Raw genomic sequence first — 24810 nt, 5'->3', positions numbered from 1 at the left:
GGTCAGGCTCCCGACGGCGCGGCCGGCGTGCTGCCGTCATGCGGCGGGCCGTCCTGCGGGTCGCGTTCGTCGCGCTTCACACGGAACCACGTCGCGTACAGCGCGGGCAGGTAGAACAGCGTCAGCACGGTCGCGCTCGTGATGCCGCCCATCAGCGCGGTCGCCATCGGCCCGAAGAAGTTCGAGCGCAGCAGCGGGATCAGCGCGAGCACGGCGGCCGCGGCCGTCAGCGTGATCGGGCGGAAGCGCCGCACCGTCGCGCCGATGATCGCGTCGACGCGGCCGTGGCCGACCGCGATGTCCTGCTCGATCTGGTCGACGAGGATCACCGAGTTGCGCATGATGATGCCGAACATCGCGATCACGCCGAGCATCGCGACGAAGCCGAACGGCTGCCCGAACAGCAGCAGCGTGGCGACCACGCCGATCAGACCGAGCGGCGCGGTCAGCACGACCATCAGCACGCGCGAGAAGCTCTGCAGCTGGATCATCAGCAGCGTGAACACGGCGATCGCCATCAGCGGCATCTGCGCGTTGATCGAGTTCTGCGCCTTCGCGCTTTCCTCGACCGAGCCGCCGATGTTGATCTGATAACCGACCGGCAACTGCGCGCGCAGCGCGTTCAGCTTCGCGTCGACCGCATGCGTGACGTCGATGCCCTGTGCGCCGGCGCGCACGTCCGACTGCACGGTGATGGTCGGCTGGCGGTCGCGTTCCCACACGACGCCGTATTCGAGCGTCGGCTCGAAGCGGCCGAGCGAGCCGAGCGGCACCGGGCCGTTCGGCGTCGGCAGCGCCAGGCCCGCGAGCTTTGCCGGATCGACGCGGTCGGCCTGCGGCGCGCGCAGGTCGACCGCGATCAACTTGTCGCGCTCGCGGTACTGCGTGACCGTCGTGCCGGACAGCGTCATCGCGAGGAAGCTCGACACGTCCTGCGACGTCACGTTCAGCTCGCGCGCCTTCTTCTGGTCGATCTCGAAGCGCACCGAGCGCTCGGCCGGCTCGTCCCAGTCGAACTGCACGTTGACCGTGCGCGCATCGCCGCGCATCGTTGCCGCGACCTTCTCGGCGATCGAGCGGACCGTCGCGATGCTGTCGCCGCTCACGCGGAACTGCACCGGATAGCCGACCGGCGGGCCGTTCTCGAGCCGCGACAGCCGCCAGCGCACGGCCGGGAATTTGTCGCGCAGCGTGGTTTCGAGCCAGGTCGCGAGCTTCTCGCGATCCTCGACCGATTTCGCGGTGATCACGAACTGCGCGAAGTTCGGCAGTTGCAGCTGCTGGTCGAGCGGCAGGTAGAAGCGCGGCGCGCCGCTGCCGACGAAGTTCACCGAATGGTCGATCTCGGGGCGCTTGTCGATCACCTTCTCGAGGCGTTCGGTTTCGCGCAGTGTCGCCGCGAACGACGCGCCCTCGGGCAGCCGCAGGTCGACCAGCAGCTCGGGCCGGTCGGAGCTCGGGAAGAACTGCTGCGGCACCAGCGAGAAGCCCATCAGCGACACGACGAAGAGGGCGCCCGTGATCAGCAGTACGACGAAGCGCCGCTCGATGCACCAGTCGACCCAGCCGCGCAGCCGCCGGTAGAAGCGCGTGTCGTAGATGTCGTGCTCGTGGTCGTCGGGCAGGTGCGCTTCGTGCGCCTGCCGCTTGCGCTCGGGCAGCATGTGGTAGCCGAGCAGCGGGATCAGCACGACGGCCGCGAACCACGACGCGATCAGCGCGATCGCCGACACCTCGAAGATCGAGCGCGTGTATTCGCCGGTGCTCGATTTCGCGAGCGCGATCGGCAGGAAGCCCGACACCGTGACGAGCGTGCCCGTCAGCATCGGGAACGCGGTGCTGGTGTATGCGAACGCGGCGGCGCGCGCGCGGGTGTAGCCCTGTTCGAGCTTCACGGCCATCATCTCGACTGCGATGATCGCGTCGTCGACGAGCAGCCCGAGCGCGAGCACGAGCGTGCCGAGCGACACCTTGTGCAGCCCGATGTCGAACAGGTACATGAACAGGGCCGTCACCGCGAGCACGACCGGAATCGAGATCACGACGACCATCCCGGTGCGCAGGCCGAGCGACACGAGGCTCACGACCAGCACGATCGCGATGGCTTCGGCGACCGCCTCGAGGAAGTCGTCGACCGAATGCGCGACCGCGTGCGGCATGCTCGACACCTCGACCAGCTTGAGGCCGGCCGGCAGGCGCGCCTGCAAGTCCTTCGATTCGGCGTCGAGCGCCTTGCCGAGCCGGATCACGTCGCCGCCGGGCTGCATCGTCACACCGATGCCGAGCACGGCTTTTCCGCCCGCGCGCATCTGGGTGACGACCGGATCGTCGTAGCCGCGCTTGACCGTCGCGAGATCGCCGAGCCGGAACGTGCGGCCGTTGATGCGGATCAGCGTATCGGCGATCGCGTCGACGTTGTCGAACTGGCCGCTCGGCCGCACGAACACGCGATCGTCGGCGGTCGTCAGCACGCCGGCCGACGAGATGTCGTTCTGCGCGTTGATCGCCTGCCCGAGCTGCTGCGGCGAGATGCCGAGGCGCGTGAGCTGCGCGTTGTTCACCTCGATGAAGATCCGCTGGTCGGGGTCGCCGAAATAGTCGACCTTGCCGACACCCGGCACGCGCAGCAGCACGGTGCGCAACTGGTCCGCGTAGTCGTGCAGCTGCGCGGGTGAGAAGCCGTCGCCTTCGAGCGTCCAGATGTTGGTGTAGACGTCGCCGAATTCGTCGTTGAAGAACGGGCCCTGCACGCCGGGCGGCAGCGTATAGCCGATGTCGCCGACCTTCTTGCGGATCTGGTACCAGGTCTCGGGCACGTCCTTCACGGGCGCCGAATCCTTCATCGTGAAGAAGATCAGCGATTCGCCGGGGCGCGAATAGCTGCGCAGGAAGTCGATGGCCGGCGTTTCCTGCAGCTTGCGGCCGATCCGGTCGGTCACCTGTTCCTGCACCTGCCGCGCGGTCGCGCCGGGCCAGAACGTGCGGATCACCATCACGCGGAACGTGAACGGCGGGTCTTCGGACTGCGCGAGCCGCGTGTACGCAAGGATGCCCGCAAGCGTCGCGAGCGCGATCAGGTAGACGACGAGCGCCTGGTGGCGCAGCGCCCACGCCGACAGGTTGAACCGGCCTTCTTCGCGGGAGGCGCTCACGATGCGAAGTCCTCCGGATGCAGCGGCGCGATCGGGCGCACCTTCTCGCCCGCGCTGACCGTATGCACGCCTTGCAGCACGACGCGCTCGCCCGGCTGCAGCCCGTGCGACACGGTGACGGTGCGCTCGTTGAAGCGCGCGACGTCGACGCGGCGCAATTCGAGCGTGTCGTCCTTCGTGCGCACGACCCACACGGCCGGATGCGCGCCGTCGTGGAACAGCGCGGTCGCGGGCAGCGTGATCGGCTGCGCGTCGCCGGCGGCCGGCGCGCCGTCGAGCGCGACGTTCGCGGTCATCCCGAGCCGGATCGCCGGATCGGGCGCGGCGAGCGTGAGCTTCACGCGATACGTGCGGCTTTGCGGATCGGCGGCCGGCGCGACTTCGCGCACCTTCGCGGCGAACTGGCGGCCCGGCAGCGACGGCAGCGTGACGGTCGCCGCATGGCCGGGCGCGAGCGACGCGAGCGCGGCCTCGGGCACGTCGCTGACGACGTCGACGTCGCCGGACCACGCGAGCTGGTAGACGGCCTGGCCGGCCGACACGTTCTGGCCGGTGTCGGCCTGTTCGGCGGTGATGTAGCCGGCATGATCGGCGACGAGCGTCGCATAGCGGAGCTGGTTCTTCGCGAGCGCGAGCTGCTGCTGTGCCTGGTCGCGCTGCGCGAGCGCCGACGTGTAGCTGTTCTGGGTCTGCTCGAGTTGCGCGGTCGCGATCAGGTTTTCGTGCGCCTGCGCGCGGTCGCGGTCGAGCTGCTGCTTCGCGAACGCGAGGGTGTGCGTCGCGGCATCGAGCTGCGCCTGCGCGCTCGCGGCGTTTTTCTCGACGTCGGACGGATCGAGCAGCGCGACGACCTGGCCGACCTTGACCGTATCGCCGAGCCGCACCTTGCGCTCGACGATCTTGCCGGCGATGCGGAACGACAGCGGCGTCGCGTAGCGCGGCTGGATTTCGCCGGGCAGCGTGCGCGCGACCGCGGCGCCGTCGGCATGCGCGGGCAGCGCGACGACGGGGCGCGGCGCGGGCGGCGCGGATTCTTTCGGATGACAGGCGGCGACGAAGAGCGCGACGCCGATCAGCAGCGCGGCGCGGGAACCGGAGCGATTCACGAAACCCCCAGGTGAGGTGGAGCGGAACGAAGCCGGCAAGCGCGACGGGCGCTTGCCCCAAGCGGCGCCGGCAGCGGCGCGCGGACAACAATTTCAGAAACAATGGCGGATTCTAATACACACCTGTATCTGAATGCAAAGATGAATCCGAAGGGGTAATGGTGCTAGACTGCGCGCCATGAAACCACAGCGCTTAACTCGCGAGCAGAGCAGGGACCAGACGCGCGAACGTCTGCTGAAAGCCGCGCATCGAATTTTTCTGAAGAAAGGCTATGTGGCCGCGAGCGTCGAGGACATCGCGGCCGCGGCCGGCTATACGCGCGGAGCGTTCTACTCGAATTTCCGCAGCAAGTCGGACCTGCTGCTGGAGTTGCTGGAGCGCAACCATGAGGCGGTGCGGGCCGATTTCGAGGCGATCTTCGACGAGGGCGGGACGCGCGAACAGATGGAGTCGATGACGCTCGCGCATTACCGGACGCTGTTCCGCGACGACGAATTCTCGCTGCTGTGGGGCGAGGCGAAGCTGCAGGCCGCGCGCGACGCGAAATTCCGCGTGCGCTTCAACCAGTTCCTGCACGGCAAGCGCCTGCAGATGGCCGAATTCATCCAGCGCTTCGCCGAGCGCTCGGGCACGCCGCTGCTGCTGCCGGCCGAGACGCTCGCGTTCGGGCTGATGTGCCTGTGCGACGGCGTGCAGTCGTACTACACGGCCGATCCGCAGCACGTGCCGGCCGACGTGGCCGAATCGGTGCTCGCGGGGTTCTTCGCGCGGGTCGTGCTGGGGCGCGCGCCGGACTGAGCGGGGAAGCGGGTTCGCGGACGTCGCGTTCACCCGCGGCAGGCTGCATGCGATGAAGCGGTGCGACGCGAGCCGCACCGCGCGCGTCAGCGCTCGCCGGTCATCCGCCGGTACGCGTCGAGCAGCGACGTCTTGTAGACGACGCCCGCGAGCGTCGGCTCGGCTTCGCTTTCGATCACCGGCAGCCGTTCGCCCTGGAACGCCATGAAGCGTTCGAGCGCGGTGGCGAGCGGCATGTCGGGCGTGAGGAGCGGAAACGGCGTATGCGTGTAGTGCGCGGCCGTCTTGTCGGACGTGTCGCGCTTGTCGAGCAGGTCGGACGTGATGTCCTTCAGCGCGACCGCGCCGCGGAAGCGCCCGGCGTCGTCGGTCACGTACAGGTACTTCACCGGATATTCGAGAAACACGCGCGTCATGTCGGCGACGCTCGCGGTGAGCGGCACGACCGTCTGCGCGGGCTGGATCAGCTCGCGCATCTGCGTGGTGCGCAGCCGCAGCCGTTCCTGCGCGTCCTGGTAGTGGTGCAGCGTGATCTCGTACATCGACGTCGTGCCCGTCGCGCGTGCGACGAAATACGCGAACACGCACGACACCAGCAGCGGCAGCACGACCTGGTAGCTCAGCGTCATCTCGAAGATCATCAGGATCGCCATCAGCGGCGCTTGCGTGGCGCCCGCCATGAACGCGCCCATCCCGACGATCGCGTACGCGAAATACGCCGACGTATGGCCGGGCCACAGCGCTTCCATCGCGAGCCCGAACAGCGAACCGAACACCGCGCCGACGAACAGCGTCGGCGTGAAGACGCCGCCGATCGCGCCCGAGCCGGCAGTCGCGGCGGTCGCGATCACCTTGAACACGAGTACCGCGATGAGTGCTTGCCAGGTCCACGGCGAATGAAGGATGTGGTTCACGACGCTGTAGCCGTTGCCCCACACGTCCGGAATCCACACCGAGATCACGCCGACGACGAGGCCGCCGAGCGCGAGCCGCACGGGCAGCGGCACGGGCAGCCGCTTGAACTGGTTCTTCGACGCATCGAGCAGGTGCAGGAACTGCGGCGCGAGCACGCCGCACAGCGCGCCGAGCACGACGAACAGCAGCACTTCGGGGCCGGTGACGGCTGGAAACACCGGCATCTCGTACGGCGGCCGGTAGCCGGCGAATTCGCGCATCACGATGTTCGCGACGACCGACGCGACGACCATCGGCCCGAAGCTCTCCATCGCGATCGTGCCGAGCACGATCTCCGACACGAAGAACGCGCCGGCGATCGGCGCGTTGTACGCGGACGTGATGCCGGCAGCTGCCCCGCAGGCGACCAGCAGGCGCAGGCGCGGCGGGTCGAAGTGCACGAAGCGGCCGACGAGCGACGCGGCGAGCGCCGCGAGCTGCACCATCGGGCCTTCGCGGCCGATCGAGCCGCCGCTGCCGATCGTCAGCAGCGACGACACGCTGCGCCACAGGCTCTGCCGCACGGGCACGATGCCGTTGCCGAGCGCGACGGATTCCATGTAGTCGGTCTTGCCGGACGGCTTGTCGCCGCGCGTCGCGAGCAGCAGCACGCAGCCGGCGAGGAAGCCGCCCGCGGCCGGCATCCAGAACCGCACGTACCACGGCAGGCTCTTCGCCATCTGGACGAAGCTGCCGCTGTGTCCGGAGATCAGGCGCTGCATCAGGTCGATGCCTTCGCGGAACGCCATGGTGGCAAAGGCGCCGCCGACGCCGACGATGGCCGACCAGATCAGCATCGTATGGGCGTCCGACAGGCGGAACAGCGTTTCGGCGCGAGTGCGCAGCTTCAGCAGGAACGAGAGCACGGCTGAAAGAGGGCGATGGAAAACGACGCGAAGCATAGCACTGCGCCGCGCCCGCGGGACCATCCCGTCGGGCGCGGCGCGCGAAGTGTCGCGAACGGGCGGCTCAGCCAAGCCAGTGCTGCACGGCCCAGGTGATCCCGTAGCCGCCGGCGATCAGCCACACGTACAGGATCAGGCCCGTCACCAGTGCGCGGGGGCCGGCTGCGCGGATCTGCGACACGCGCGTCTCGATGCCAAGCGCGGTCATCGCCATCGTCAGCGCGAAGGTGTCGAGCACGTTCAGCGTGTGGGTGACGTCGGTGGGCAGCACGTTCAGCGAATTGACGATCACGAAGCCGAGGAAGCCGAGCGCGAACCAGGGCACGGCCACCTTGCGCTTGCCTTGCGCACCGCCGGCCGTCGCGCGGGCCGAGCGGGCGAGCCACCAGCCGAGCACCAGCAGCACCGGGACCAGCAGCATCACGCGCGTCATCTTGACGATCGTCGCGATGTGCGCGACCTGCGGGCTGATGTCGCTGGCTGCGCCGACCACCTGCGCGACCTCGTGGATCGTGCCGCCGAAGAACAGGCCGAGGCCGGCCGGATCGAGGTTCAGCAGCCCGGCGTGATACGCGATCGGGTACAGGAACATCGACAGAGTGCCGAACAGCACGACGCTGCCCACGGCCATCGCGCTCTGGTGCGGCTTCGATTGCAGCGTCGACTCGAACGCGAGCACGGCGGCCGCGCCGCAGATCGCGCTGCCGGCGGCGGTCAGCAGCGCGGCGTCGCGGTCGAGCTTCATCAGCTTCATGCCGGCCCAGGTGCCGATCACGAGCGTGCTGACGACGACCAGCACCGAGACAGTCAGGCCCGGCAGGCCGACCTGCGCGATTTCCTGCAGGCTCACGCGCAACCCGAAGAATGCGACCGCGATGCGCAGCAGCTTGCGCGCGGAGAAATTGACGCCGGCCGCCCAGCTGGCCGGCATGCCGTCGCGCAGCGCATTGCCATATAGCGCGCCGGCGACGATGCCGACGATCAGCGGCGACAGGCCGAGCCCCGCGATCGCGGGGAGCTCGGACAGGCTCGTGACGGCGGCGGCGAACAGGGCGACGAACAGCACGCCGTTCAACTGGCCGCGCATCGACGGCGCGGCCTGGCTGAGATGGGGAGTCGGGGCAGTGGACATGGAGCACCGTAATTGAGCGTGTTGCGATGCTGTAATCCTAATTTCGTTATATCGATATGAAAAATTGTGATTTGTGACGTAAACTATCCGGAAAGCCGATAATTTTCTCCCATGACCCCGGATCAACTGATAACGTTCGCGGCCGTCGCCGAACACCTGAACATCAGCCGTGCCGCCGTGGCGCTGCACCTGTCGCAGCCGGCCGTGTCGGGCCAGTTGCGGCTGCTGCAGGACGAATTCGGCGAGCCGCTGTACCAGCGCGACGGCCGCGGCATCCGGCTGACGCCGGTCGGCGAACAGCTCGCGCAGTACGCGAAGGCGCAGCGCGACACGTTCGCGCAGGCGCGCGCGTTTCGCGACGCGGTGCGCGGCCTCGAGGCCGGCACGCTGCGGATCGGCGCGAGCACGACGCCGGCGAGCTACCTGCTGCCGTACCTGATCGCGGCGTTCCAGCCGCGCGCGCCGCGCGTGACGATCCAGACGATGAGCGGCAATACGGCCGACGTGGTCGCCGCGCTGCCGTCGCTCGACATCGCGATGATCGAAGGGCCGCCCGGCGAGGCGCTGCCGCCCGGCACGGCCGTGCATGCGTGGCACGAGGACGAGATCGTCGCGATCGTGCCGGCCGGCCATCCGCTGGCCGCGCCCGACTACGATGCGGGCGTGACGCTGGCCGCGCTGGCCGCCCATCCGCTCGTACTGCGCGAGGAGGGCTCCGGCGTGCGGCAACTCGTCGAGCGGGCGTTCGCGCACGGCGGCGCGCCGATGCGCGTCGCGTTCGAGATCGCGGGCGTCGAGGCCGTGAAGGAGGCCGTGCGTGCCGGGATGGGCGTCGGGTTCGTGTCCGCGATGTCGCTGCGTCATCAGGATGCGGCGCTCGTGCTGCGCTCGCTGGCGCCCGCGCCGCTCACGCGTCATTTCTCCATCCTCGTGCCGCATGGCGGCGCGCCGTCGCGGGTTGCCTCGCAGTTCCTTGAAATGAGTCTCGCTCAGGACCTCGCCTGAGCGGCCGAAGCCCGCCGGGGTACGTGCGATGCGCGCCGGCGGGTGCGCGTTCGCGTGGCGCCCGGCCCTAGGGATTTCCTCTATGGCGTGCGTCCGACGCGAGGCGCACCATCCGTCTCAAGCAAATGGAACCGGTTCCATTCCGGTTAAAAAGGGCAAAATGGCAGACATCGTGATCGTGGCGAGCGCATTCGGGATGGACCGCGTGCGCCAGGAGGGCCACAGCGCATTCGTCGCGACCGCGGCGGCATCCGGTGCGACCGGCTTCGAGGTGAGGCGCGAGTTGTTCGCGTCGGACGACGACGCGACGCCCGGCGCGCTGGCCGCGCTCGGCGCGCAACTGGCCGGCCACGGGCTGTGGTCGGTCTATTCGACGCCGGCCATGCTGTACACGGAAACGGGCGCGCTCGACGCCGACGCGTTGCGCGATGCGCTCGCGGAAGCCGACGCGCTCGGCGCGCGTTTCGTGAAATTCCAGCTCGGCGGCTTCGCCGGCGATGCGCATGCGGCCGACATCGTCGCGCTGTCGCGCGGCGCGCGTGCCCGTGTGGTGGTCGAGAACGGCCAGCTTCCGGTCGGCGGCGCGCTCGCGCAGTTCCGCGGGCTGTTCGACGCACTGGCCGCGGCGGGCATGCCCGATGCGCTCGGGATGACGTTCGACATCGGCAACTGGCAGTGGCCGGGAGAAGCGCCGCTCGACTGCGCGCAGATGCTCGCGCCGCATGTGGAATACATTCATTGCAAGGCGGTCGTCGGCGAGGGCGCGCGTCGTTTCGCGGCCGCGCCGGCGCCGAACGACCCGCTCGTGACCGGCGTACTCGCGGCGCTGCCGCAGCATGCGCCGCGCGGCATCGAGTTTCCGTTCGACGCGGCCGACCTGGCGGGCGATGCATGTCGGCGCGTCGCGTGGCTCGCAGCCGCGTGACGGCGGAAGGATCCTGGAGAATTTACTGATGAAAGCAGCACTCGATGTCGTGACCTACGGCGAGGCGATGGCGATGTTCGTCGCGACCGAGCCCGGCCATCTCGCGCATGCGTCGCAATTCACGAAGCGGATCGCGGGCGCCGACCTGAACGTCGCGATCGGCCTGTCGCGGCTCGGCTACAGGGTCGGCTGGATGAGCCGCGTCGGCCGCGATTCGTTCGGCGGCTACGTGCTCGACACGCTCGCACGCGAAGGCATCGACGCGTCGTGCGTGACCGTGGATCCGCGTTACCCGACCGGTTTCCAGTTGAAGTCGCGCAACGACGACGGCAGCGACCCGACCGTCGAATATTTCCGCAAGGGCTCGGCCGCGAGCCACCTGTCGTGCGACGACTACGTGGCCGACTACGTGCTCGGCGCGCGGCACCTGCACCTGACGGGTGTCGCGCCGGCGATCTCCGCGACGTCGTGCGAACTCGCGTTCCAGCTTGCGCGCGAGATGCGCGCGGCCGGCAAGACGATCTCGTTCGACCCGAACCTGCGCCCGACGCTGTGGCCGTCCGCCGACGTGATGGCGAAGACGCTGAACGCGCTCGCGGCGCTCGCCGACTGGGTGCTGCCGGGCCTCGCCGAAGGGCGGCAGCTGACCGGGCACGACACGCCGGCCGACATCGCGGGCTTCTATCTCGCGCAAGGCGCGCGCGGCGTCGTGATCAAGCTCGGCGAGCAAGGCGCGTACTTCCGGACGGCCGACGGCCACGAGGGCACGGTTGCGGGCGAGCGTGTCGAACGCGTCGTCGACACGGTCGGCGCCGGCGACGGTTTCGCGGTGGGCGTGGTCAGCGCGCTGCTGGAAGGCCGCAGCGTCGAACAGGCCGTCGCGCGCGGCAACCGGATCGGCGCGCTCGCGATCCAGGTGATCGGCGATTCGGAAGGCTTGCCGACGCGCGACGCACTCGACCGACTCGAAAATGTCAGCAATCGCGCCGATCGCTTAGAGGAAACCGTCACCGCGCAATAAGAGGCCGAACACGGCACAATCCGCGGATCCATTTCGTGCATCAAGCACCGCTTTGCGTGAGACCGGACGGCAAAGCAGGCGACCGGAGCGGTGCGGAAGCACCGGCTTCGGCCGAGAAGCGCTGAAGTGTCAGCCCGGTCAACAAAGGAGACATTCTGATGGCAACCAATCTCGCAGCCCGACGCTGGTGGACGATCATGCCGATCGTGTTCATCACGTACAGCCTCGCTTACCTCGACCGCGCGAACTACGGGTTCGCGGCCGCGGCCGGCATCAACCAGGATCTCGGGATCGGCAAGGGCCTGTCGTCGCTGATCGGCGCGCTGTTCTTCCTCGGCTATTTCTTCTTCCAGATTCCCGGCGCGATCTATGCGGAACGCCGCAGCGTGAAGAAGCTCGTGTTCGTCAGCCTCGTGCTGTGGGGCGCTTGCGCGGCGCTCACCGGCGTGGTCAGCAACATCCCGTCGCTGATGGCGATCCGCTTCGTGCTCGGCGTCGTCGAGGCGGCCGTGATGCCGGCGATGCTGATCTACATCAGCAACTGGTTCACGAAGAGCGAGCGCTCGCGCGCGAACACGTTCCTGATCCTCGGCAACCCGGTCACCGTGCTGTGGATGTCGATCGTGTCGGGTTATCTCGTGCACGAATTCGGCTGGCGCCACATGTTCATCGCCGAAGGCGTGCCGGCCATCCTCTGGGCCGTGTGCTGGTGGTTCCTCGTGCAGGACAAGCCGGCCGATTCGCCGTGGCTCACCGCGCAGGAAAAACGCGACCTCGACGCCGCGCTCGCGGCCGAGCAGGCGGCGATCAAACCCGTGCGCAATTATGGCGAGGCGTTCCGCTCGCCGGCCGTGATCAAGCTGTGCGCGCAGTACTTCTGCTGGAGCATCGGCGTATACGGCTTCGTGCTGTGGCTGCCGTCGATCGTCAAGAACGGCTCCGAGCTCGGCATGGTCGCGACCGGCTGGCTGTCCGCGCTGCCGTATCTCGCGGCGACGATCGCGATGCTCGCCGCATCGTGGGCGTCCGACAAGGTCGGCTCGCGGCGCGGTTTCGTGTGGCCGTTCCTGCTGATTGGCGCGGCTGCGTTCGCCGCGTCGTACGCGCTCGGCTCGTCGCATTTCTGGATCTCGTATGCGCTGCTGGTCGTCGCGGGCGCCGCGATGTACGCGCCGTACGGCCCGTTCTTCGCGATCGTGCCGGAGCTGCTGCCGAAGAACGTCGCCGGCGGTGCGATGGCGCTGATCAACAGCATGGGCGCGCTCGGCTCGTTCGTCGGCTCGTACTTCGTCGGCTACCTGAACGGCGCGACCGGGTCGCCCGTCGCGTCGTACGCGTTCATGAGCGCCGCGCTCGTCGCCGCGGTGATCCTCACGCTGTCCGTCAAACCCCAGGCGCGCGATGCGCATCCGCTCGCCGCGCCGCTGCAAGGAAAATGAATCCGATGAAGCCTCGTATCGTCGCGTACAAGCCGCTGCCCGATGACGTTCTCGCGTACCTGCGCGAGCATGCGGAGGTCGTGCAGGCCGACGGCGCCGACGCGCTCGCCGATGCGCTCGGCAACGCGGACGGTGCGATTGGCGCGAGCCTGAAGGTCACGCCGCAGATGCTCGACCGCGCGCCGCGGCTGAAGGCATGGTCGACGATCTCGGTCGGCTACGACAACTTCGACGTCGCAGATCTCACGCGGCGCGGGATCGTGCTCGCGCATACGCCGGACGTGCTGACCGAGTCGACCGCCGATACGGTGTTTTCGCTGATCCTGGCGTCTGCGCGGCGCGTGGTCGAGCTGGCCGAGTGGGTGAAGGCCGGCCACTGGCATCGCAGCATCGGCCCGGACCTGTACGGCACCGACGTGCAGGGCAAGACGCTCGGCATCGTCGGGCTCGGGCGGATCGGCGGCGCGGTTGCACGCCGCGCGGCACTCGGCTTCCGGATGCAGGTGCTGTACGCGAACCGGTCCGCGCATGCCGAAGCCGAGACGCAGTACGGCGCGCGGCGCGTGACGCTCGACGAACTGCTCGCGCAGTCGGATTTCGTGTGCCTGCAGGTGCCGTTGTCGCCGGAAACGCACCACCTGATCGGCGCGGCCGAATTCGCGAAGATGAAGCGCGGCGCGATCCTGATCAATGCGTCGCGCGGGCCCGTCGTCGACGAAGCCGCGCTGGTCGACGCGCTGCGCGCGGGCACGATCCGCGGCGCGGGGCTCGACGTGTTCGAGAAGGAGCCGCTGCCGGCGGATTCGCCGCTGCTGCAGATGAAGAATGTCGTCGCGCTGCCGCATATCGGCTCGGCGACACACGAGACGCGCCACGCGATGGCGCGCTGCGCCGCGGAAAACCTGGTCGGCGCGCTGGCCGGCACGCTGCGCACGAATCTCGTCAATCCGGACGCGCTCGCTCGGGCTTGAGCCGCGTCGGGTAACAGGGTGACAGCCGGCCGGCGGGGCGCCGGTGCCGTTAGAGTCGATGGTCTTGGTGCCGGAGGGCTGGCTGCGTTATGATCGCCCGCTTGTCGCAGCGACGACCCGGCAACGCTGCCGGCGGCGTCCGGCGACGGGCATTCGCGCCAGGTCCGGTGCGGCCGACTGCTTTTGCACGTGACTGAAGCGGGCGCCGATGCGTCAGCGCGGGTCGACCGCGAAGCATGGGACCAGCGTAAGCGTTGAAGGGCTGACGCTGGTCGACCGCGAAGCATGGGACCAGCGTAAGCGCTAAAGCGCTAACGCTGGTCGACAGAGGAGTCTGCCGGGTGGCTTACGTTTCCAACAACAAAGGTCCGTCTGCCCACGAAGCGGCGCGGATCATACGTCGCGAGGCACGACAGTGACCGATTCGCAACCTTCCACGACGCGTCCGGCGACGATCAGCGACGTCGCGCGCGAGGCCGGCACGGGCAAGACCAGCGTTTCGCGCTACCTGAACGGCGAAACGCATGTGCTGTCCGTCGATCTGCGTCAGCGCATCGAGGCCGCGATCGCGCGCCTCAACTACCGGCCGAACCAGATGGCGCGCGGGCTCAAGCGCGGCCGCAACCGGCTGCTCGGCATGCTCGCGGCCGACCTGACCAATCCATACACCGTCGAGGTGCTGCAGGGCGTCGAGGCCGCATGCCACGCGCTCGGCTACATGCCGCTCATCTGCCACGCGGCGAACGAGGTCGAGATGGAGCGCCGCTTCCTGCAGTTGCTCACGACCTACCGTGTCGAAGGGCTGATCGTCAACGCGCTCGGCGCCGAAGAAGACGTGCTGCGCCCGCTGCGTGGCGCCGGCATCCCGGCCGTGCTCGTCGACCGCACGGTCGAGGGGTTCGAGGCCGACTTGATCGGCCTCGACAACGCCGATGCGATCGAGATGGCGGTCGCGCACCTGATCGAGCACGGCTTCGACGCGATCCATTTCGTCGTGCAGCCGTTCGAGCACGTCAGCTCGCGGCGCGTGCGCGAGGCCGCGTTCCGCGCGGCGCTGGGGGCGCGCGGGCTGCCGGTGCCGGCGACGGTCGTGCTCGACCTGAACGAGCCCGACGCGGTCGCGGCGGCGCTTGCCGACCTCGATACGCGCATCGACGATGCAACGCGGCGCGGCGTGCGCGCGGCGCTGTTCGCCGCGAACGCGCCGGTCGCACTCGCGATCGCGCGCCACCTGCGCGCGCGTTTCGGCGCCGAGTGGCAGCAGAAGGCCGCGCTGCTGTCGATCGACGATCCGGAATGGGCCGAGCTGATCGGCATCACGACGATCCGTCAGCCGACCTACGAAATCGGCTACAAGGCCGTCGAATTCGTGCACGAGCGGATCGACGGCGCAGCGGGCGACGTGCGCGTCGCGATGCTGCCGGGCGAGCTGATTGCGCGCGCGTCGACCGCAAGCTGAGTATCATTCGGGGCACGCAGCGCGCCAGGTGCGCTGCCCCGAACAAGGAAATACATGACTGTCGCTCCCGTCACGCTGGCGGTGCTGATTGCCGCCACGCTGATCATCGCGCTGCTGCCGCTCGTCCTCTTCCGTATCCTGCGCAAGCCGCTTGCGCTCAACCGCCGCGACACGATCGTCGGCGTCGCCGTCTTCACGCTGTTTGCGATGATCGTCGAACGCGCGTTCCACGGGCTCGTGCTGAGCCGGACGCCGGCGGATGGCTGGCTGACGCAGCCGCTCGCGTTCGTCGCGTACAGCGCGCTCGCGACCGCCGTATTCGAGGAAGTCGGTCGTTATCTCGGGATGCGTTTCCTGAACCGGCGCTACGGCACGTCGGCCGGCGACGGTCGCGCGATCGGCTACGGGATCGGTCACGGCGGCGCCGAAGCGTGGTTCGTCGGCGTGCTCGTGTGGGGCCAGTGGTCGTATCTCGCGTGGCTGGCGAGCCGCGGCCAGCTCGAAACCCAGCTTGCCGACCTGCCAGGCGATACCGTCGTGCGGCTGCACGTGATGCTCGCGACGCTGTCGGTGCAGTCGATCCTGCTGTTGCTGCTCGAACGCTGCGCGGCGTTCGTGCTGCAGCTTGCGCTGTCGGTGCTGGTGTGGCGCGGCGTGCGCGCCGGCCGCGCGGCCGTGTTGCCGCTCGCGATCGTGCTGCATGCACTCGCGGCGGCGCCGGCGCTGCTGTACCAGGTGCGCGTGCTGCCGGCCGCATGGGTCGAGGGCGCGTATTTCGTGCTGGCCGCGATCCTGGTCGTCGTGATGGTGAAGACGTGCCGGCCGCCGCGTACGGTTGCCTGACGGGAGAGACGGGATGGACGACTATCTGATCGAATGCCAGAGCGCCGAATTCGACGCGCTCGCGCGCGTGATCTGCGATCTCTTTCCGGAACAGACGCGTTTCGCTGAAAGCAGCGACGAGCGCGGGCGGTTCCTGTCCGTGCACTGGCTCGCGATGCGTTTCGGCGCGACGCCGAAACGGATGACGCTCGATATCCGCATCGTGCCGGCCGCGCTCGCGCGCTATCTCGCGCTCAAGCCGATGCAGCGCGCACGCAGCCATGCGGTGCTGCATGCGTATACGGAAGCGATGCTCGGGTCGCTCGAGGAGCGCCACGCGGCCGGCGAAGCCGTCGAGCGCAACGCGGAACTCGAACTCGACGAAGACTTTGCGTGAGCATGCACGCCGGCCTCATGCCGGCGCGGCGGATTACGCGTCGCGGTAGACCTGCGCGAAGCGCTGAGCCTGCACGACGCCGTAATCGCCGGGTGCGTACTGCATCACCCAGTCGCCGGCGACGCCGCGCAGCGTGTCGCCGTTTTCCGAGCGAGCGATCGTAAACGGCTCGTCCATCCGGCGCGCGAGCACGTCGGCCGGCCGGTTCCGGTAGGCACCCGGTGCGCCGTGCGCGAGTGCCGGATCGGCGGGCAGGTATTTGGCGTCGAAGCGCGCGCGCGACACGACCCAGCGGTCGCCGGTCGAGCCCGTGATCAGCGCGTCGCCCGCGACATAGCGGTTCGGGCCTTCGAGGCTCATCAGTTCGCCGTCGGCGTCCGCGAAAGAAACGGCAACGGTTTCGTCCTTGACGACGCGACGGGCCTGCGGGTCGGTGCGCAGATCGATGTTCTTGAGTTCGAGCATGGCGAGGAAGTGCGGGAAAAGCCGGGAGCTTATCCCGAATTCGGCGCGCCGTGTGACGCGCGCCGATCGCCGGCAGGACCCGCGGCGCCGTCCGGCCCGTAGCGAGCCGCGCGGCGCCGGCGGGGAGGGCGTCAGGGTTGCGCGGGTGCGCTTGCGGCCGGCGCGGCTGCCGCCTTGCCTTCCTTGCCCTTCGCCTTGCCCTTGCCGCGGTGCTCGCCGCCATGGCTCAGCCAGCTACGGAACGTCGTGTCGGCCAGCGCCTTCTGCTCGGTCGGGAAGCTCTCGTAGAGCGGCGCGAATGCGTCGGCGAGCTTCTTCGCGCCGTCGGCGTTCGCCTGCGACAGTTCCGCATACTGCTTCATGTCATCGATCGCGGAGACGTCGTGCTTGGCCATCCGTTCGCGATACAGGCGGCCCATCGTTTCGCCGTTGTCGCGCATCGTGTCGGCGAACGTCTTCCATTGCGGTTCCTGCGCCGACGTGATCTTCAACTGGTCGTGCAGGTACTTGATGCGCTGCTCGACACGCGCTTCGTGGCGTGCCGCGCGCTGCTCGGCGCTCGGAGCCGACGCCGCGGCCGTCGTGGCCGGAGCGGGCGTCTGCGGCTGCGCCGGGGTTTGCGCGAAAGCGCTGGCTGCAACGGCGAGCGTAGCGAGGGTGAGCGAGATTTTCTTCATGATTGGCTCTCCGGGGTGGTGTCTTGCGAGCGGGCGCGGCGGCAATTGCCGAAAGCACGCATTTCGCGTCGCACATTATTAGTAGCACGTTGCGTGCGGCGCGGCAGCGAAAGCGACACTTGCTTACATCCGATACGAATGGAAATTGAAAGGGACATGGCGGGCCGGCAGCGGGGCTGCAAGCGCGATCCGGATGCGGTCGTCGCGCACGGACAAGGCGGCGCGGCCGCATGACGGCGCGCGATTGTGCGATTGCGCGGTCGTGCGATGCCGTTTGGGCGTACCGGCGTTCGGCGCTATCATCGCGTCACCTTCCACTTAGCCGGCGCGTCGCACGCCAGCCTAGCCTCATGCGTCCACCCCGCCTCGACCAACTCGACGATCTCGACCGGCAACTCGTCGCGCTGCTGCAAGCCGATGCGCGCGCGAGCGTCGCGGATCTCGCGCGCCAGCTCGACGTCGCGCGCACGACGGTCGTCGCACGTATCGCGCGGCTCGAACGCACCAATGTGATCGCCGGCTACAGCGTCCGGCTCGGGCAGGACGTGCTCGACGCGAGCATTTACGCGTATGTCGGCATCATCCTCACGCCGAAGTTCGGCAAGGACGTGTTGCGCAAGCTCGACCGGATGCCCGAAGTGCAGTTGCTGTGCGCGGTGAGCGGCGAGTACGACTACGTCGCGTGGCTGCGCGCCGATTCGCCCGAGCGGCTCAACGACCTGCTCGACCAGATCGGCACGCTCGAAGGCGTCGAACGCACGACGACGTCGATCATCCTGTCGCGCAAGATCGATCGCGGGACGATCGGCGGCTGACGCCCAGGTCCGATGTGCGTCGCGCCGCGTGTGTTGCGCCGGCGCGTCGGCGTGGTTATCGGGCCGCGCCGGGCGGCCGCGCGAGCGGAATCCGCACCGAGACCCGCAGCCCGCGCGATGCCCGTGCGTCCGCATAGGCGAGCGCGATGTCGGCGCCCATCCGGTCCGCGAGGATCTTCACGATCGACAGGCCGAGCCCGGAGCCGATCTGCGCGTTGCCGGGCACCCGGTAGAACGGATCGAACACGCGCTCGCGTTCGTGCGGCGCGATGCCCGGCCCGGTGTCGGCAATCGTCACGCACGCGTGCGTGTCGGTTTGTTGCGTCGACAGGTCCACGCGTCCGCCGGACGGCGTGTAGCGGATCGCGTTGTCGACCAGATTCATGACCAGCGACGTGAGTTCGAGCTCGTCGACGGGCACGCGGGTGTCCGGGCCGTCGTCGACGCCGATATCGAGTGCGTTCGCATCGGCGAGCGGCATCAGGTCTTCCAGCACGCGGCGATAGATCGCATGCACCGATACGGCGCCGGGCGGTGCGGCCGGTGCGCTTTGCGCGCGCGCGAGCGCGAGGAGCTGCCCGATCAGGTGGCGGCTGCGGTCGAGCCCGCCGCGCAGCGCGGCGAGCCGGGCGTGCGCATCGTCCGGCAGGTCGCTGTCGGCCAGGCGCTCGGCCTGCAGCGACATCGCCGTGAGCGGCGAGCGCAACTCGTGCGCGGCGTCGGCGACGAAGCGGCGCTGCGCGTCGACCGATTGCGCGACGCGCGCGAGCATCCGGTTGATCGCGACGACGAACGGCCGCACTTCGGCCGGCACGTGATCGGCCGGCACCGGGCGCAGGTCGTGCTCGTCGCGCGCGTCGATGCCGGCGGACAGCACGGCCACCGGGCGGAACAGCTTGCGCACGAGATCGGCGACGAGCAGCAGCAGGATCGGCACGAGGATCAGCAGCGGCAGCGCGGTGCGCCACGCGCTTTCGCGCGCGACGTCGTCGCGCATGCCGGCTTCCTGCGCGACCGCGATGCGCTCGCCGTTCGCGAGCGTATGGACCATCACGCGATACGCGTTGCCGCCGGCATCGACCGTATGCAGCCCGTCGGCGAGCGTCGGCGGCAGTGCAAGCCGCGGCGTACCGTCGGCGCTCGGCTGCGGCGCGCCGCCAAGCGGCTGCACGATCACGCGCGACAGTTCGTCGCTTTCGCGCGCGGGCCCGGCGCCGGCGGCACGGGGCGAGGGCGTGCGCTCGCGGTCGAGCAGCGTCGCGACCTCGCGCAGCACGTCGTCCTGCAATTCGTGCGCTTCGTCGAACGCCGACGAAAACGCGAATGCGGCCGCGGCCGTCGCGACGACCAGGATCGCGGCCGACAGCGCGACCGACAGCCGGAACCCGATCGACTCGCTCAGGCGCTTCTTGAAACCATCCATCCCGCCCCCCTGACGTTCTTGATCACGGTGCTGCCGAGCTTGCGGCGCAGCGAATGGATCAGGAATTCGACCGCGTTGCTTTCGACTTCCTCGCCCCAGCCGTACAGGCGATCCTCGAGCTCGCGGCGCGACAGGATCGCGCCGGGGCGCACCAGCAGCGCTCGCAGCAGCGAGAACTCGCGATTCGACAGCTGGACGGGCGCCTGCCCGTCGACGGCGGCTTCGCGCGTCGCCGGGTCGAGCGACACGATGCCGTTGCTCAGCAGCGGTGCGGCCGAGCCGGCACGGCGCCGGATCGCGACGCGAATCCGCGCGAGCAGCTCGGCCATCTCGAACGGCTTCACGATGTAATCGTCGGCGCCGCCGTCGAGGCCGCGCAGGCGGTCGTCGAGACCGTCGCGCGCGGTGACGATCAGCAGCGGCGCGCTGGCGTCCTTCGCGCGGATGCCGGCCAGCACGTCGAGCCCGTCGCGGCCGGGCAGGCCGAGATCGAGCAGGACCAGGTCGTAGGGCTGCGCCGCGAACGCGGTCAGCGCGCGTACGCCGTCGGTGACCCAGTCGGTGGCGTACGACGCGTCCTTCAGCGCGGCATGGATCGCCTCGCCGATCATCGGGTCGTCTTCGACGAGCAGTATTCGCATGCGTGTTCTCCGTGCCGCGCAATCGCCGCCAGCGTATGCGATTCCCGGGCGCGCGTCACGCGCCGCGCGCCCGGCGCAACGCTCATTTGCCGCCGAACCGGTCGAAGGCCGCGAGCAGGTTCTTCATCGCGGCGGCCGAATCGGCCTGGGTCGGATGGTCGGCGCGCAGCGCGGACAGCGCGCGGTCGATCTCCTGGTCGACCATGTGCCAGTCGGCGGCCGCGCGCGGCTTGAGGCCGGCCTCGGCCGCATCCCACGCGATCTCGAGATCCTTGATGCGTGCCTTCGCGCCGGCCAGGTCGCCCTTGCCGACGAGCGTGTCGACGTCGGCGGCGATCGTGCGGAACTGCGACAGGTCGCCGAGCTTCGATGCGTGTACCGCCGCGGACGATGCGGGCGCCGAGGTCGATGCATTCGCATCCTGTTGCTTCGAGCAGCCGGCGGCGGCGCCCAGCACGGCAATCGTGGCCGCGGCAACGGCGAGACGGGAAACGGAGTACGGGAAGCGCATGGAGTGTCCTCGATTCGGTGAACGGAAAGGAAAGGGCGTCATTCGGCCGCGCCGGCACGCGTATGCGGGCCGCTGCCGAACTGCGCGACGGCGACGAGCAGCACGATCACGGTCAGGAACAGCAGGCTCGTCCACGCGGCGCCGAAGCCGAGCCCGCCGTATGCGCGGGCCTGCGTGAGCAGGTCGCCGAGCGATGCACCGAACGGGCGCGTCAGGATGTACGCGATCCAGAACGCCAGCGTTGCATTGGCGCCGAGCCGCCACATCACGAACACGGTCGCGATCAATGCGCCGAAGCACAGCGCGCCGAGCGTGAAGCCGAGCCCGAGCGCTTCGGTCGCGAGATCGCCCGCGGCGGTGCCGAGCGCGAACGTGCAGAGAATCGCGGCCCAGTAGAACAGCTCGCGCCGCGGCGTGACGATCGTGTCGATCGACAGCGTGCCTTCGACGCGATGCCAGACGAAGAAGATCGCCGCGAGCGTGACGGCAAACGCTGCCGTGCTTGCATACAGGCTGACGTTCAGGCCGTCGGTGAGCAGGTCGGTGATCTGCGTGCCGACGATGCTGACCAGCACCACCGTGAGCCAGTAGATCCACGGGACGTAGCGGCGCGTGCGCAACTGCAGCCACAGCGCGATCGCGAGCAAAGACGCCATCGCGATGCGCGTGACGGTCTGGCCGAGGCCCGCGTTGACCGCGAGAAAGTCCGCGCCGGTTTCGCCGACGGTGGTCGACATGATCTTGATGATCCAGAACGACAGCGCGACGTCGGGCACCTTGTTCAGCCAGTGCGACGCGCGATTGACGGGTACGGATTGCATGCGATGCCTCCTTGGCGATCGGGTGGTCGGCATGCAGTCTGAAACGGGAAACTTAGGCCAGCCATAGCGAGGCCGACGGCGGGATAAATACGCTGTTTCGACATTTCGACGAAATTGTTCGTCGTAACGTCGAAATTATCGGTCGTTTCGCATCATTCTTCGTCTTGGAACTGATTTTGCGCGTCCCTAAACTGTGTTCATGGCTCGACGCCGTCCACAACACCAAACCCATCATCAGGAGATAAGCGCATGAAAATCGCCATCGTCGGCGCAGGTCTGATCGGCCACACCATTGCTCACATGCTGCGCGAAACGGGCGACTACGAAGTCGTCGCGTTCGACCGCGATGCGGATGCGCTCGCGAAGCTGTCGCGCGAAGGCATCGCGACGCAACGGGTCGATTCGGCCGACGCGAACGCGATTCGCGAAGCAGTGAAGGGCTTCGATGCGCTCGTCAACGCGCTGCCTTATTACCTCGCGGTCAACGTCGCCGCCGCCGCGAAGGCTGCCGGCGTCCATTACTTCGACCTGACCGAAGACGTGCGCGCGACCCACGCGATCCGCGAACTGGCCGACGGTTCGGATCGTGCGTTCATGCCGCAGTGCGGCCTCGCGCCGGGCTTCATCGGCATCGCCGCGCACGAGCTCGTGAACGGCTTCAGCGAAGTGCGCGACGTGAAGATGCGCGTCGGCGCGCTGCCCGAGTATCCGACCAACGCGCTGAAGTACAACCTGACGTGGAGCGTCGACGGCCTGATCAACGAATACTGCCAGCCGTGCGAAGCGATCCGCGACGGCCGCAAGCAGTGGGTGCAGCCGCTCGAAGGCCTCGAGCACTTCTCGCTCGACGGCACCGAATACGAAGCGTTCAACACGTCGGGCGGCCTCGGCACGCTGTGCGAGACGCTGTCGGGCAAGGTCGAGACGCTCGACTACAAGTCGGTGCGCTACCCGGGCCACCGCGAGCTCGTCCAGTTCCTGCTGGAGGACCTGCGCCTGTCGACCGACCGCGACACGCTGAAGTCGATCATGCGCCGCGCGGTGCCGTCGACGAAGCAGGACGTCGTGCTCGTGTTCGTCACGGTGACGGGCGTGAAGGACGGCCAGCTCGTGCAGGACGTGTTCACGCGCAAGATCTTCGCGAAGGACGTGTGCGGGATGCACATGAGCGCGATCCAGATCACGACGGCCGGCGCGATGTGCGCGGTGCTGGATCTGTTCCGCGAGAAGAAGCTGCCGCAGAGCGGTTTCATCCCGCAGGAAAAGGTGTCGCTGAAGGCGTTCCTGTCGAACCGCTTCGGCAAGCTGTACGAAGGCGGCACGATGGAGCGCGTGCACGCGGTGGCCTGACCACCCGCCAGCCTCTGGCACGAGGGCCGTACGACGCCGGGAGCGCAGCAGCGCTTCCGGCGTTGTTTTTTGGGGGAGAGGGCGTGGCGCCGGTACCGGTCAGGCCGGCAGCGGCGGGACGATCGTCGCCGGCGGCGGGGGCGGCACGATGCGGTACAGCAATGCATCGACGTCCGTGTCGGATGGCGAGGTGTTGTCGAACATCACGATGCCGTCGCATTCGTGGCCGGTCGGCACGAAGCGGCGCTGCCGGTATTCGTCCCAGTGCGCGAGCTTGTACGCATCGTTCGGGTTGCCGCGCGCGACGATCCGCGCGTGCGCGGTGTCTTCCGACGTGTGGACCCAGACGACCGTCAGCGTGACGTCGGGCGCGATGCCGAGCCATGCGCGGTCGAGGATGCGCCGGTCGCGCACTTCGCGCGACAGCGGGCCGACCACGATCGCGCTGATGCCGAGCGCGAGATTTTCACGGGCGGTATCGAGCAGGCCGTGGTATTCGGGATCGCGCAGATGTTTCAGGTAGAGCGGGCTGTCGCGATCGTTCGGATCCGCGGTGAGCGCGCCCATCGCGGCCGAGCTGTAGCGGCCGTACAGCGTGTCCTTGTCGAGCAGGCAGAACGCCTCGCCGGTCGCGCGCATCAGCGGCCCGATGAGCCGCTTCGCGAGCGTGGTCTTGCCGGTGCCGGCGTGACCGCAGAAGAACACCAGGTGCGTCACGAATACTTGCTCCCCGCCTCCTGGCCCGACGTGTCGCTGCGCTTGTCGCCGCGCGAGAACACTTCCGCTTCCAGCCACATCGCGTTGACGATGCCGAAACCGAGTGCCACGCCGATGCCGAGTATCCACGAGAAATACCACATGGGTCTGTCTCCTTGACGGTTGGGCCGCACGGCCGTGCGGCGCACGTGCCCAAGTGCGTTGGTGCGCGTGCTGCGGTGCACGCAGCCCGATCATGACCAATATCGGCGTGCCGCGCAAGCCGGGGCGCCCGCGCAGCAAAACGGTAAACTGATGCGCAAACGGCAACATCACGGACAACATGCTGATCAACTGTGCTGCATACCAGGACGGCCGCAAGCTGGCCGACATCGATATCGACGCCATCAGCGACTACGTGTCGAAGCCCGAATGCTTCGTATGGGTCGCGCTGAAGGATCCGACACCCGACGAAATAGACCTGATGGGCGAGGAGTTCGGGCTGCACGAGCTCGCGCTCGAGGACGCCCGCAAGGGGCACCAACGACCGAAGATCGAGGAGTACGGCGATTCGCTGTTCGCGGTGCTGCATATGGTCGAGCTCGACGACGACGGCGAACTCAAGGTGGGCGAGCTGAACGTGTTCGTCGGCCCGAACTATGTGCTGTCGATCCGCAATCACACCGAGCAGGACTTCCGCGACGTGCGCAAGCGCTGCGAGCGCGAGCCGCATCTGCTGCAGGAAGGCTCGGCGTTCGTGTTCTACGCGCTGATGGACCAGGTCGTCGACCGCTATTTCCCGATCCTCGAAACGCTCGGCGCGGAGCTCGAGGAACTCGAGGACCGCATCTTCACGAAGGCCACGCTCGCATCGTCGCGCGCGATCATCGAGGATCTCTATTCGCTGAAGCGCCGCCTCGTGTTGCTGCATCAGCACACGGCGCCGCTGATCGAGCCGCTCGCGAAGCTCACGGGCGGACGCATCCCGCAGATCTGCAGCGGGATGGAGCATTACTTCCGCGACGTGTACGACCATCTGCAGCGGATCGTGAAGACGATCGAAGGGCGGCGCGAGATGGTCGTGACGGCGATCCAGGTCAACCTCGGAATGATCTCGCTCGCCGAGAACGAGGTGACCAAGCGGCTCGGCTCGTTCGCCGCGCTGTTCGCGATTCCGACGATGATCGCCGGCATCTACGGGATGAACTTCGCGAACATGCCCGAGCTGCACCTGAAATACGGCTTCTACGGCTGTATTGCCGTGATGGTCGTTGCCGATTTCGCGCTGTGGTGGCGTTTCAAGCGGGCAGGGTGGCTGTAGCCG

At 68.3% G+C, this 24810-nt stretch carries 24 protein-coding genes; 12 read left to right on the top strand and 12 right to left on the bottom strand.

Translation table 11 applies throughout. The annotated features are described in order from the left end of the window. Positions 1-2: 2 nt before the first annotated feature. Together OEJ37_RS14680 and OEJ37_RS14675 are read right to left on the bottom strand one after the other, a co-directional pair. Entirely contained in the window at positions 3-3152 is a 3150-nt protein-coding gene (locus OEJ37_RS14680) for an efflux RND transporter permease subunit (protein ID WP_174419244.1), read from the bottom strand. Continuing rightward, complete coding sequence (locus OEJ37_RS14675) at positions 3149-4258, bottom strand: efflux RND transporter periplasmic adaptor subunit (protein ID WP_174419243.1); 1110 nt, start codon at positions 4256-4258, stop codon at positions 3149-3151. Before OEJ37_RS14675 ends, OEJ37_RS14680 begins: the two co-directional genes overlap by 4 nt. Before the next feature lie 178 nt (positions 4259-4436). Between OEJ37_RS14675 and OEJ37_RS14670 the strand changes: the two genes are divergently transcribed. Further along, positions 4437-5057 (top strand): TetR/AcrR family transcriptional regulator, encoded by a 621-nt coding sequence (locus tag OEJ37_RS14670; protein WP_034181360.1) that lies wholly within the window; start codon positions 4437-4439, stop codon positions 5055-5057. A gap of 86 nt (positions 5058-5143) precedes the next feature. Here OEJ37_RS14670 and OEJ37_RS14665 read toward each other — a convergent pair whose 3' ends face one another. Together OEJ37_RS14665 and OEJ37_RS14660 are read right to left on the bottom strand one after the other, a co-directional pair. Continuing rightward, positions 5144-6877 carry a ClcB-like voltage-gated chloride channel protein gene (locus OEJ37_RS14665; protein WP_263344783.1) on the bottom strand — a complete coding sequence of 578 codons (1734 nt, stop codon included), beginning with the start codon at positions 6875-6877 and terminating at the stop codon, positions 5144-5146. 103 nt (positions 6878-6980) lie between these two features. After that, positions 6981-8048 (bottom strand): YeiH family protein, encoded by a 1068-nt coding sequence (locus OEJ37_RS14660; protein ID WP_175919365.1) that lies wholly within the window; start codon positions 8046-8048, stop codon positions 6981-6983. Positions 8049-8159: 111 nt separating this feature from the next. Here OEJ37_RS14660 and OEJ37_RS14655 point away from each other — a divergent pair, with 111 nt between their 5' ends. The 8 genes from OEJ37_RS14655 to OEJ37_RS14620 all read left to right on the top strand — a co-directional run bounded on the left by OEJ37_RS14655 (position 8160) and on the right by OEJ37_RS14620 (position 16087). After that, positions 8160-9053 carry a LysR family transcriptional regulator gene (locus tag OEJ37_RS14655; protein ID WP_174419239.1) on the top strand — a complete coding sequence of 298 codons (894 nt, stop codon included), beginning with the start codon at positions 8160-8162 and terminating at the stop codon, positions 9051-9053. Between the two features lie 160 nt (positions 9054-9213). Continuing rightward, a complete protein-coding gene (locus tag OEJ37_RS14650) occupies positions 9214-9978 on the top strand; it encodes a sugar phosphate isomerase/epimerase (protein WP_263344661.1) in 765 nt (254 codons plus the stop codon). A 28-nt stretch (positions 9979-10006) separates the two neighbouring features. Then, complete coding sequence (locus OEJ37_RS14645) at positions 10007-10999, top strand: sugar kinase (protein ID WP_263344660.1); 993 nt, start codon at positions 10007-10009, stop codon at positions 10997-10999. Positions 11000-11157: 158 nt separating this feature from the next. Next, the gene (locus OEJ37_RS14640) at positions 11158-12438 is read left to right on the top strand and encodes an MFS transporter (RefSeq protein WP_152863565.1); all 1281 of its coding nucleotides are present in this window, start codon (positions 11158-11160) and stop codon (positions 12436-12438) included. 5 nt (positions 12439-12443) lie between these two features. After that, positions 12444-13409, top strand: coding sequence for an NAD(P)-dependent oxidoreductase (locus OEJ37_RS14635; RefSeq protein WP_175919362.1), 966 nt, complete (start codon positions 12444-12446; stop codon positions 13407-13409). 415 nt (positions 13410-13824) lie between these two features. After that, complete coding sequence (locus OEJ37_RS14630; RefSeq protein ID WP_174419234.1) at positions 13825-14868, top strand: LacI family DNA-binding transcriptional regulator; 1044 nt, start codon at positions 13825-13827, stop codon at positions 14866-14868. A gap of 54 nt (positions 14869-14922) precedes the next feature. After that, complete coding sequence (locus tag OEJ37_RS14625) at positions 14923-15711, top strand: YhfC family intramembrane metalloprotease (RefSeq protein WP_263344659.1); 789 nt, start codon at positions 14923-14925, stop codon at positions 15709-15711. A gap of 13 nt (positions 15712-15724) precedes the next feature. Next, a complete protein-coding gene (locus tag OEJ37_RS14620) occupies positions 15725-16087 on the top strand; it encodes a DUF3022 domain-containing protein (RefSeq protein ID WP_175944350.1) in 363 nt (120 codons plus the stop codon). A 33-nt stretch (positions 16088-16120) separates the two neighbouring features. Here OEJ37_RS14620 and OEJ37_RS14615 read toward each other — a convergent pair whose 3' ends face one another. Both OEJ37_RS14615 and OEJ37_RS14610 read right to left on the bottom strand, forming a co-directional pair. Next, positions 16121-16552 (bottom strand): PGDYG domain-containing protein, encoded by a 432-nt coding sequence (locus OEJ37_RS14615; RefSeq protein ID WP_174419232.1) that lies wholly within the window; start codon positions 16550-16552, stop codon positions 16121-16123. Between the two features lie 131 nt (positions 16553-16683). Next, positions 16684-17229: a Spy/CpxP family protein refolding chaperone gene (locus tag OEJ37_RS14610; protein WP_174419231.1), complete on the bottom strand. Its 546-nt coding sequence runs from the start codon at positions 17227-17229 to the stop codon at positions 16684-16686. A gap of 350 nt (positions 17230-17579) precedes the next feature. On the opposite strand from OEJ37_RS14610, the gene OEJ37_RS14605 reads away from it, so the two are divergent. Then, a complete protein-coding gene (locus OEJ37_RS14605; RefSeq protein ID WP_006481526.1) occupies positions 17580-18044 on the top strand; it encodes an Lrp/AsnC family transcriptional regulator in 465 nt (154 codons plus the stop codon). Between the two features lie 55 nt (positions 18045-18099). Here OEJ37_RS14605 and OEJ37_RS14600 read toward each other — a convergent pair whose 3' ends face one another. The 4 genes from OEJ37_RS14600 to OEJ37_RS14585 all read right to left on the bottom strand — a co-directional run bounded on the left by OEJ37_RS14600 (position 18100) and on the right by OEJ37_RS14585 (position 21440). After that, a complete protein-coding gene (locus OEJ37_RS14600; protein WP_263344658.1) occupies positions 18100-19467 on the bottom strand; it encodes a sensor histidine kinase in 1368 nt (455 codons plus the stop codon). Continuing rightward, positions 19443-20108 (bottom strand): response regulator transcription factor, encoded by a 666-nt coding sequence (locus tag OEJ37_RS14595; RefSeq protein ID WP_263344657.1) that lies wholly within the window; start codon positions 20106-20108, stop codon positions 19443-19445. Before OEJ37_RS14595 ends, OEJ37_RS14600 begins: the two co-directional genes overlap by 25 nt. Positions 20109-20190: 82 nt before the next feature. After that, on the bottom strand, positions 20191-20619 hold the full coding sequence (locus OEJ37_RS14590; RefSeq protein WP_174419228.1) for a hypothetical protein: 429 nt from the start codon (positions 20617-20619) through the stop codon (positions 20191-20193). 38 nt (positions 20620-20657) lie between these two features. Next, positions 20658-21440, bottom strand: coding sequence for a hypothetical protein (locus OEJ37_RS14585; protein ID WP_174419227.1), 783 nt, complete (start codon positions 21438-21440; stop codon positions 20658-20660). Between the two features lie 249 nt (positions 21441-21689). Here OEJ37_RS14585 and OEJ37_RS14580 point away from each other — a divergent pair, with 249 nt between their 5' ends. Then, on the top strand, positions 21690-22790 hold the full coding sequence (locus OEJ37_RS14580; protein WP_034181371.1) for a saccharopine dehydrogenase family protein: 1101 nt from the start codon (positions 21690-21692) through the stop codon (positions 22788-22790). A gap of 99 nt (positions 22791-22889) precedes the next feature. On the opposite strand, the gene OEJ37_RS14575 is transcribed toward OEJ37_RS14580, so the two are convergent. Further along, on the bottom strand, positions 22890-23507 hold the full coding sequence (locus OEJ37_RS14575) for an AAA family ATPase (protein WP_174419226.1): 618 nt from the start codon (positions 23505-23507) through the stop codon (positions 22890-22892). Next, entirely contained in the window at positions 23504-23650 is a 147-nt protein-coding gene (cydX, locus tag OEJ37_RS14570) for a cytochrome bd-I oxidase subunit CydX (protein WP_174419225.1), read from the bottom strand. The genes OEJ37_RS14575 and cydX overlap by 4 nt, the downstream gene beginning before the upstream one ends. Before the next feature lie 179 nt (positions 23651-23829). Here cydX and corA point away from each other — a divergent pair, with 179 nt between their 5' ends. Beyond that, a complete protein-coding gene (gene corA / locus OEJ37_RS14565; RefSeq protein ID WP_174419224.1) occupies positions 23830-24807 on the top strand; it encodes a magnesium/cobalt transporter CorA in 978 nt (325 codons plus the stop codon). The last annotated feature ends 3 nt before the right edge of the window (positions 24808-24810 follow it).

Origin of the sequence: Burkholderia sp. BKH01 (assembly GCF_025685725.1) — a bacterium.
Lineage (GTDB): Bacteria > Pseudomonadota > Gammaproteobacteria > Burkholderiales > Burkholderiaceae > Burkholderia > Burkholderia pyrrocinia_C.
This window is presented reverse-complemented; position numbering and strand designations above follow the sequence as displayed.

Coding starts and splice junctions, on each gene's coding strand:
- OEJ37_RS14670 (WP_034181360.1), top strand. CDS start 4,437: ATGAAACCACAGCGCTTAACTCGCGAGCAGAGCAGGGACCAGACGCGC.
- OEJ37_RS14660 (WP_175919365.1), bottom strand. CDS start 8,048: ATGTCCACTGCCCCGACTCCCCATCTCAGCCAGGCCGCGCCGTCGATG.
- OEJ37_RS14655 (WP_174419239.1), top strand. CDS start 8,160: ATGACCCCGGATCAACTGATAACGTTCGCGGCCGTCGCCGAACACCTG.
- OEJ37_RS14650 (WP_263344661.1), top strand. CDS start 9,214: ATGGCAGACATCGTGATCGTGGCGAGCGCATTCGGGATGGACCGCGTG.
- OEJ37_RS14645 (WP_263344660.1), top strand. CDS start 10,007: ATGAAAGCAGCACTCGATGTCGTGACCTACGGCGAGGCGATGGCGATG.
- OEJ37_RS14640 (WP_152863565.1), top strand. CDS start 11,158: ATGGCAACCAATCTCGCAGCCCGACGCTGGTGGACGATCATGCCGATC.
- OEJ37_RS14635 (WP_175919362.1), top strand. CDS start 12,444: ATGAAGCCTCGTATCGTCGCGTACAAGCCGCTGCCCGATGACGTTCTC.
- OEJ37_RS14625 (WP_263344659.1), top strand. CDS start 14,923: ATGACTGTCGCTCCCGTCACGCTGGCGGTGCTGATTGCCGCCACGCTG.
- OEJ37_RS14620 (WP_175944350.1), top strand. CDS start 15,725: ATGGACGACTATCTGATCGAATGCCAGAGCGCCGAATTCGACGCGCTC.
- OEJ37_RS14615 (WP_174419232.1), bottom strand. CDS start 16,552: ATGCTCGAACTCAAGAACATCGATCTGCGCACCGACCCGCAGGCCCGT.
- OEJ37_RS14610 (WP_174419231.1), bottom strand. CDS start 17,229: ATGAAGAAAATCTCGCTCACCCTCGCTACGCTCGCCGTTGCAGCCAGC.
- OEJ37_RS14605 (WP_006481526.1), top strand. CDS start 17,580: ATGCGTCCACCCCGCCTCGACCAACTCGACGATCTCGACCGGCAACTC.
- OEJ37_RS14600 (WP_263344658.1), bottom strand. CDS start 19,467: ATGGATGGTTTCAAGAAGCGCCTGAGCGAGTCGATCGGGTTCCGGCTG.
- OEJ37_RS14595 (WP_263344657.1), bottom strand. CDS start 20,108: ATGCGAATACTGCTCGTCGAAGACGACCCGATGATCGGCGAGGCGATC.
- OEJ37_RS14590 (WP_174419228.1), bottom strand. CDS start 20,619: ATGCGCTTCCCGTACTCCGTTTCCCGTCTCGCCGTTGCCGCGGCCACG.
- OEJ37_RS14585 (WP_174419227.1), bottom strand. CDS start 21,440: ATGCAATCCGTACCCGTCAATCGCGCGTCGCACTGGCTGAACAAGGTG.
- OEJ37_RS14580 (WP_034181371.1), top strand. CDS start 21,690: ATGAAAATCGCCATCGTCGGCGCAGGTCTGATCGGCCACACCATTGCT.
- cydX (WP_174419225.1), bottom strand. CDS start 23,650: ATGTGGTATTTCTCGTGGATACTCGGCATCGGCGTGGCACTCGGTTTC.
- corA (WP_174419224.1), top strand. CDS start 23,830: ATGCTGATCAACTGTGCTGCATACCAGGACGGCCGCAAGCTGGCCGAC.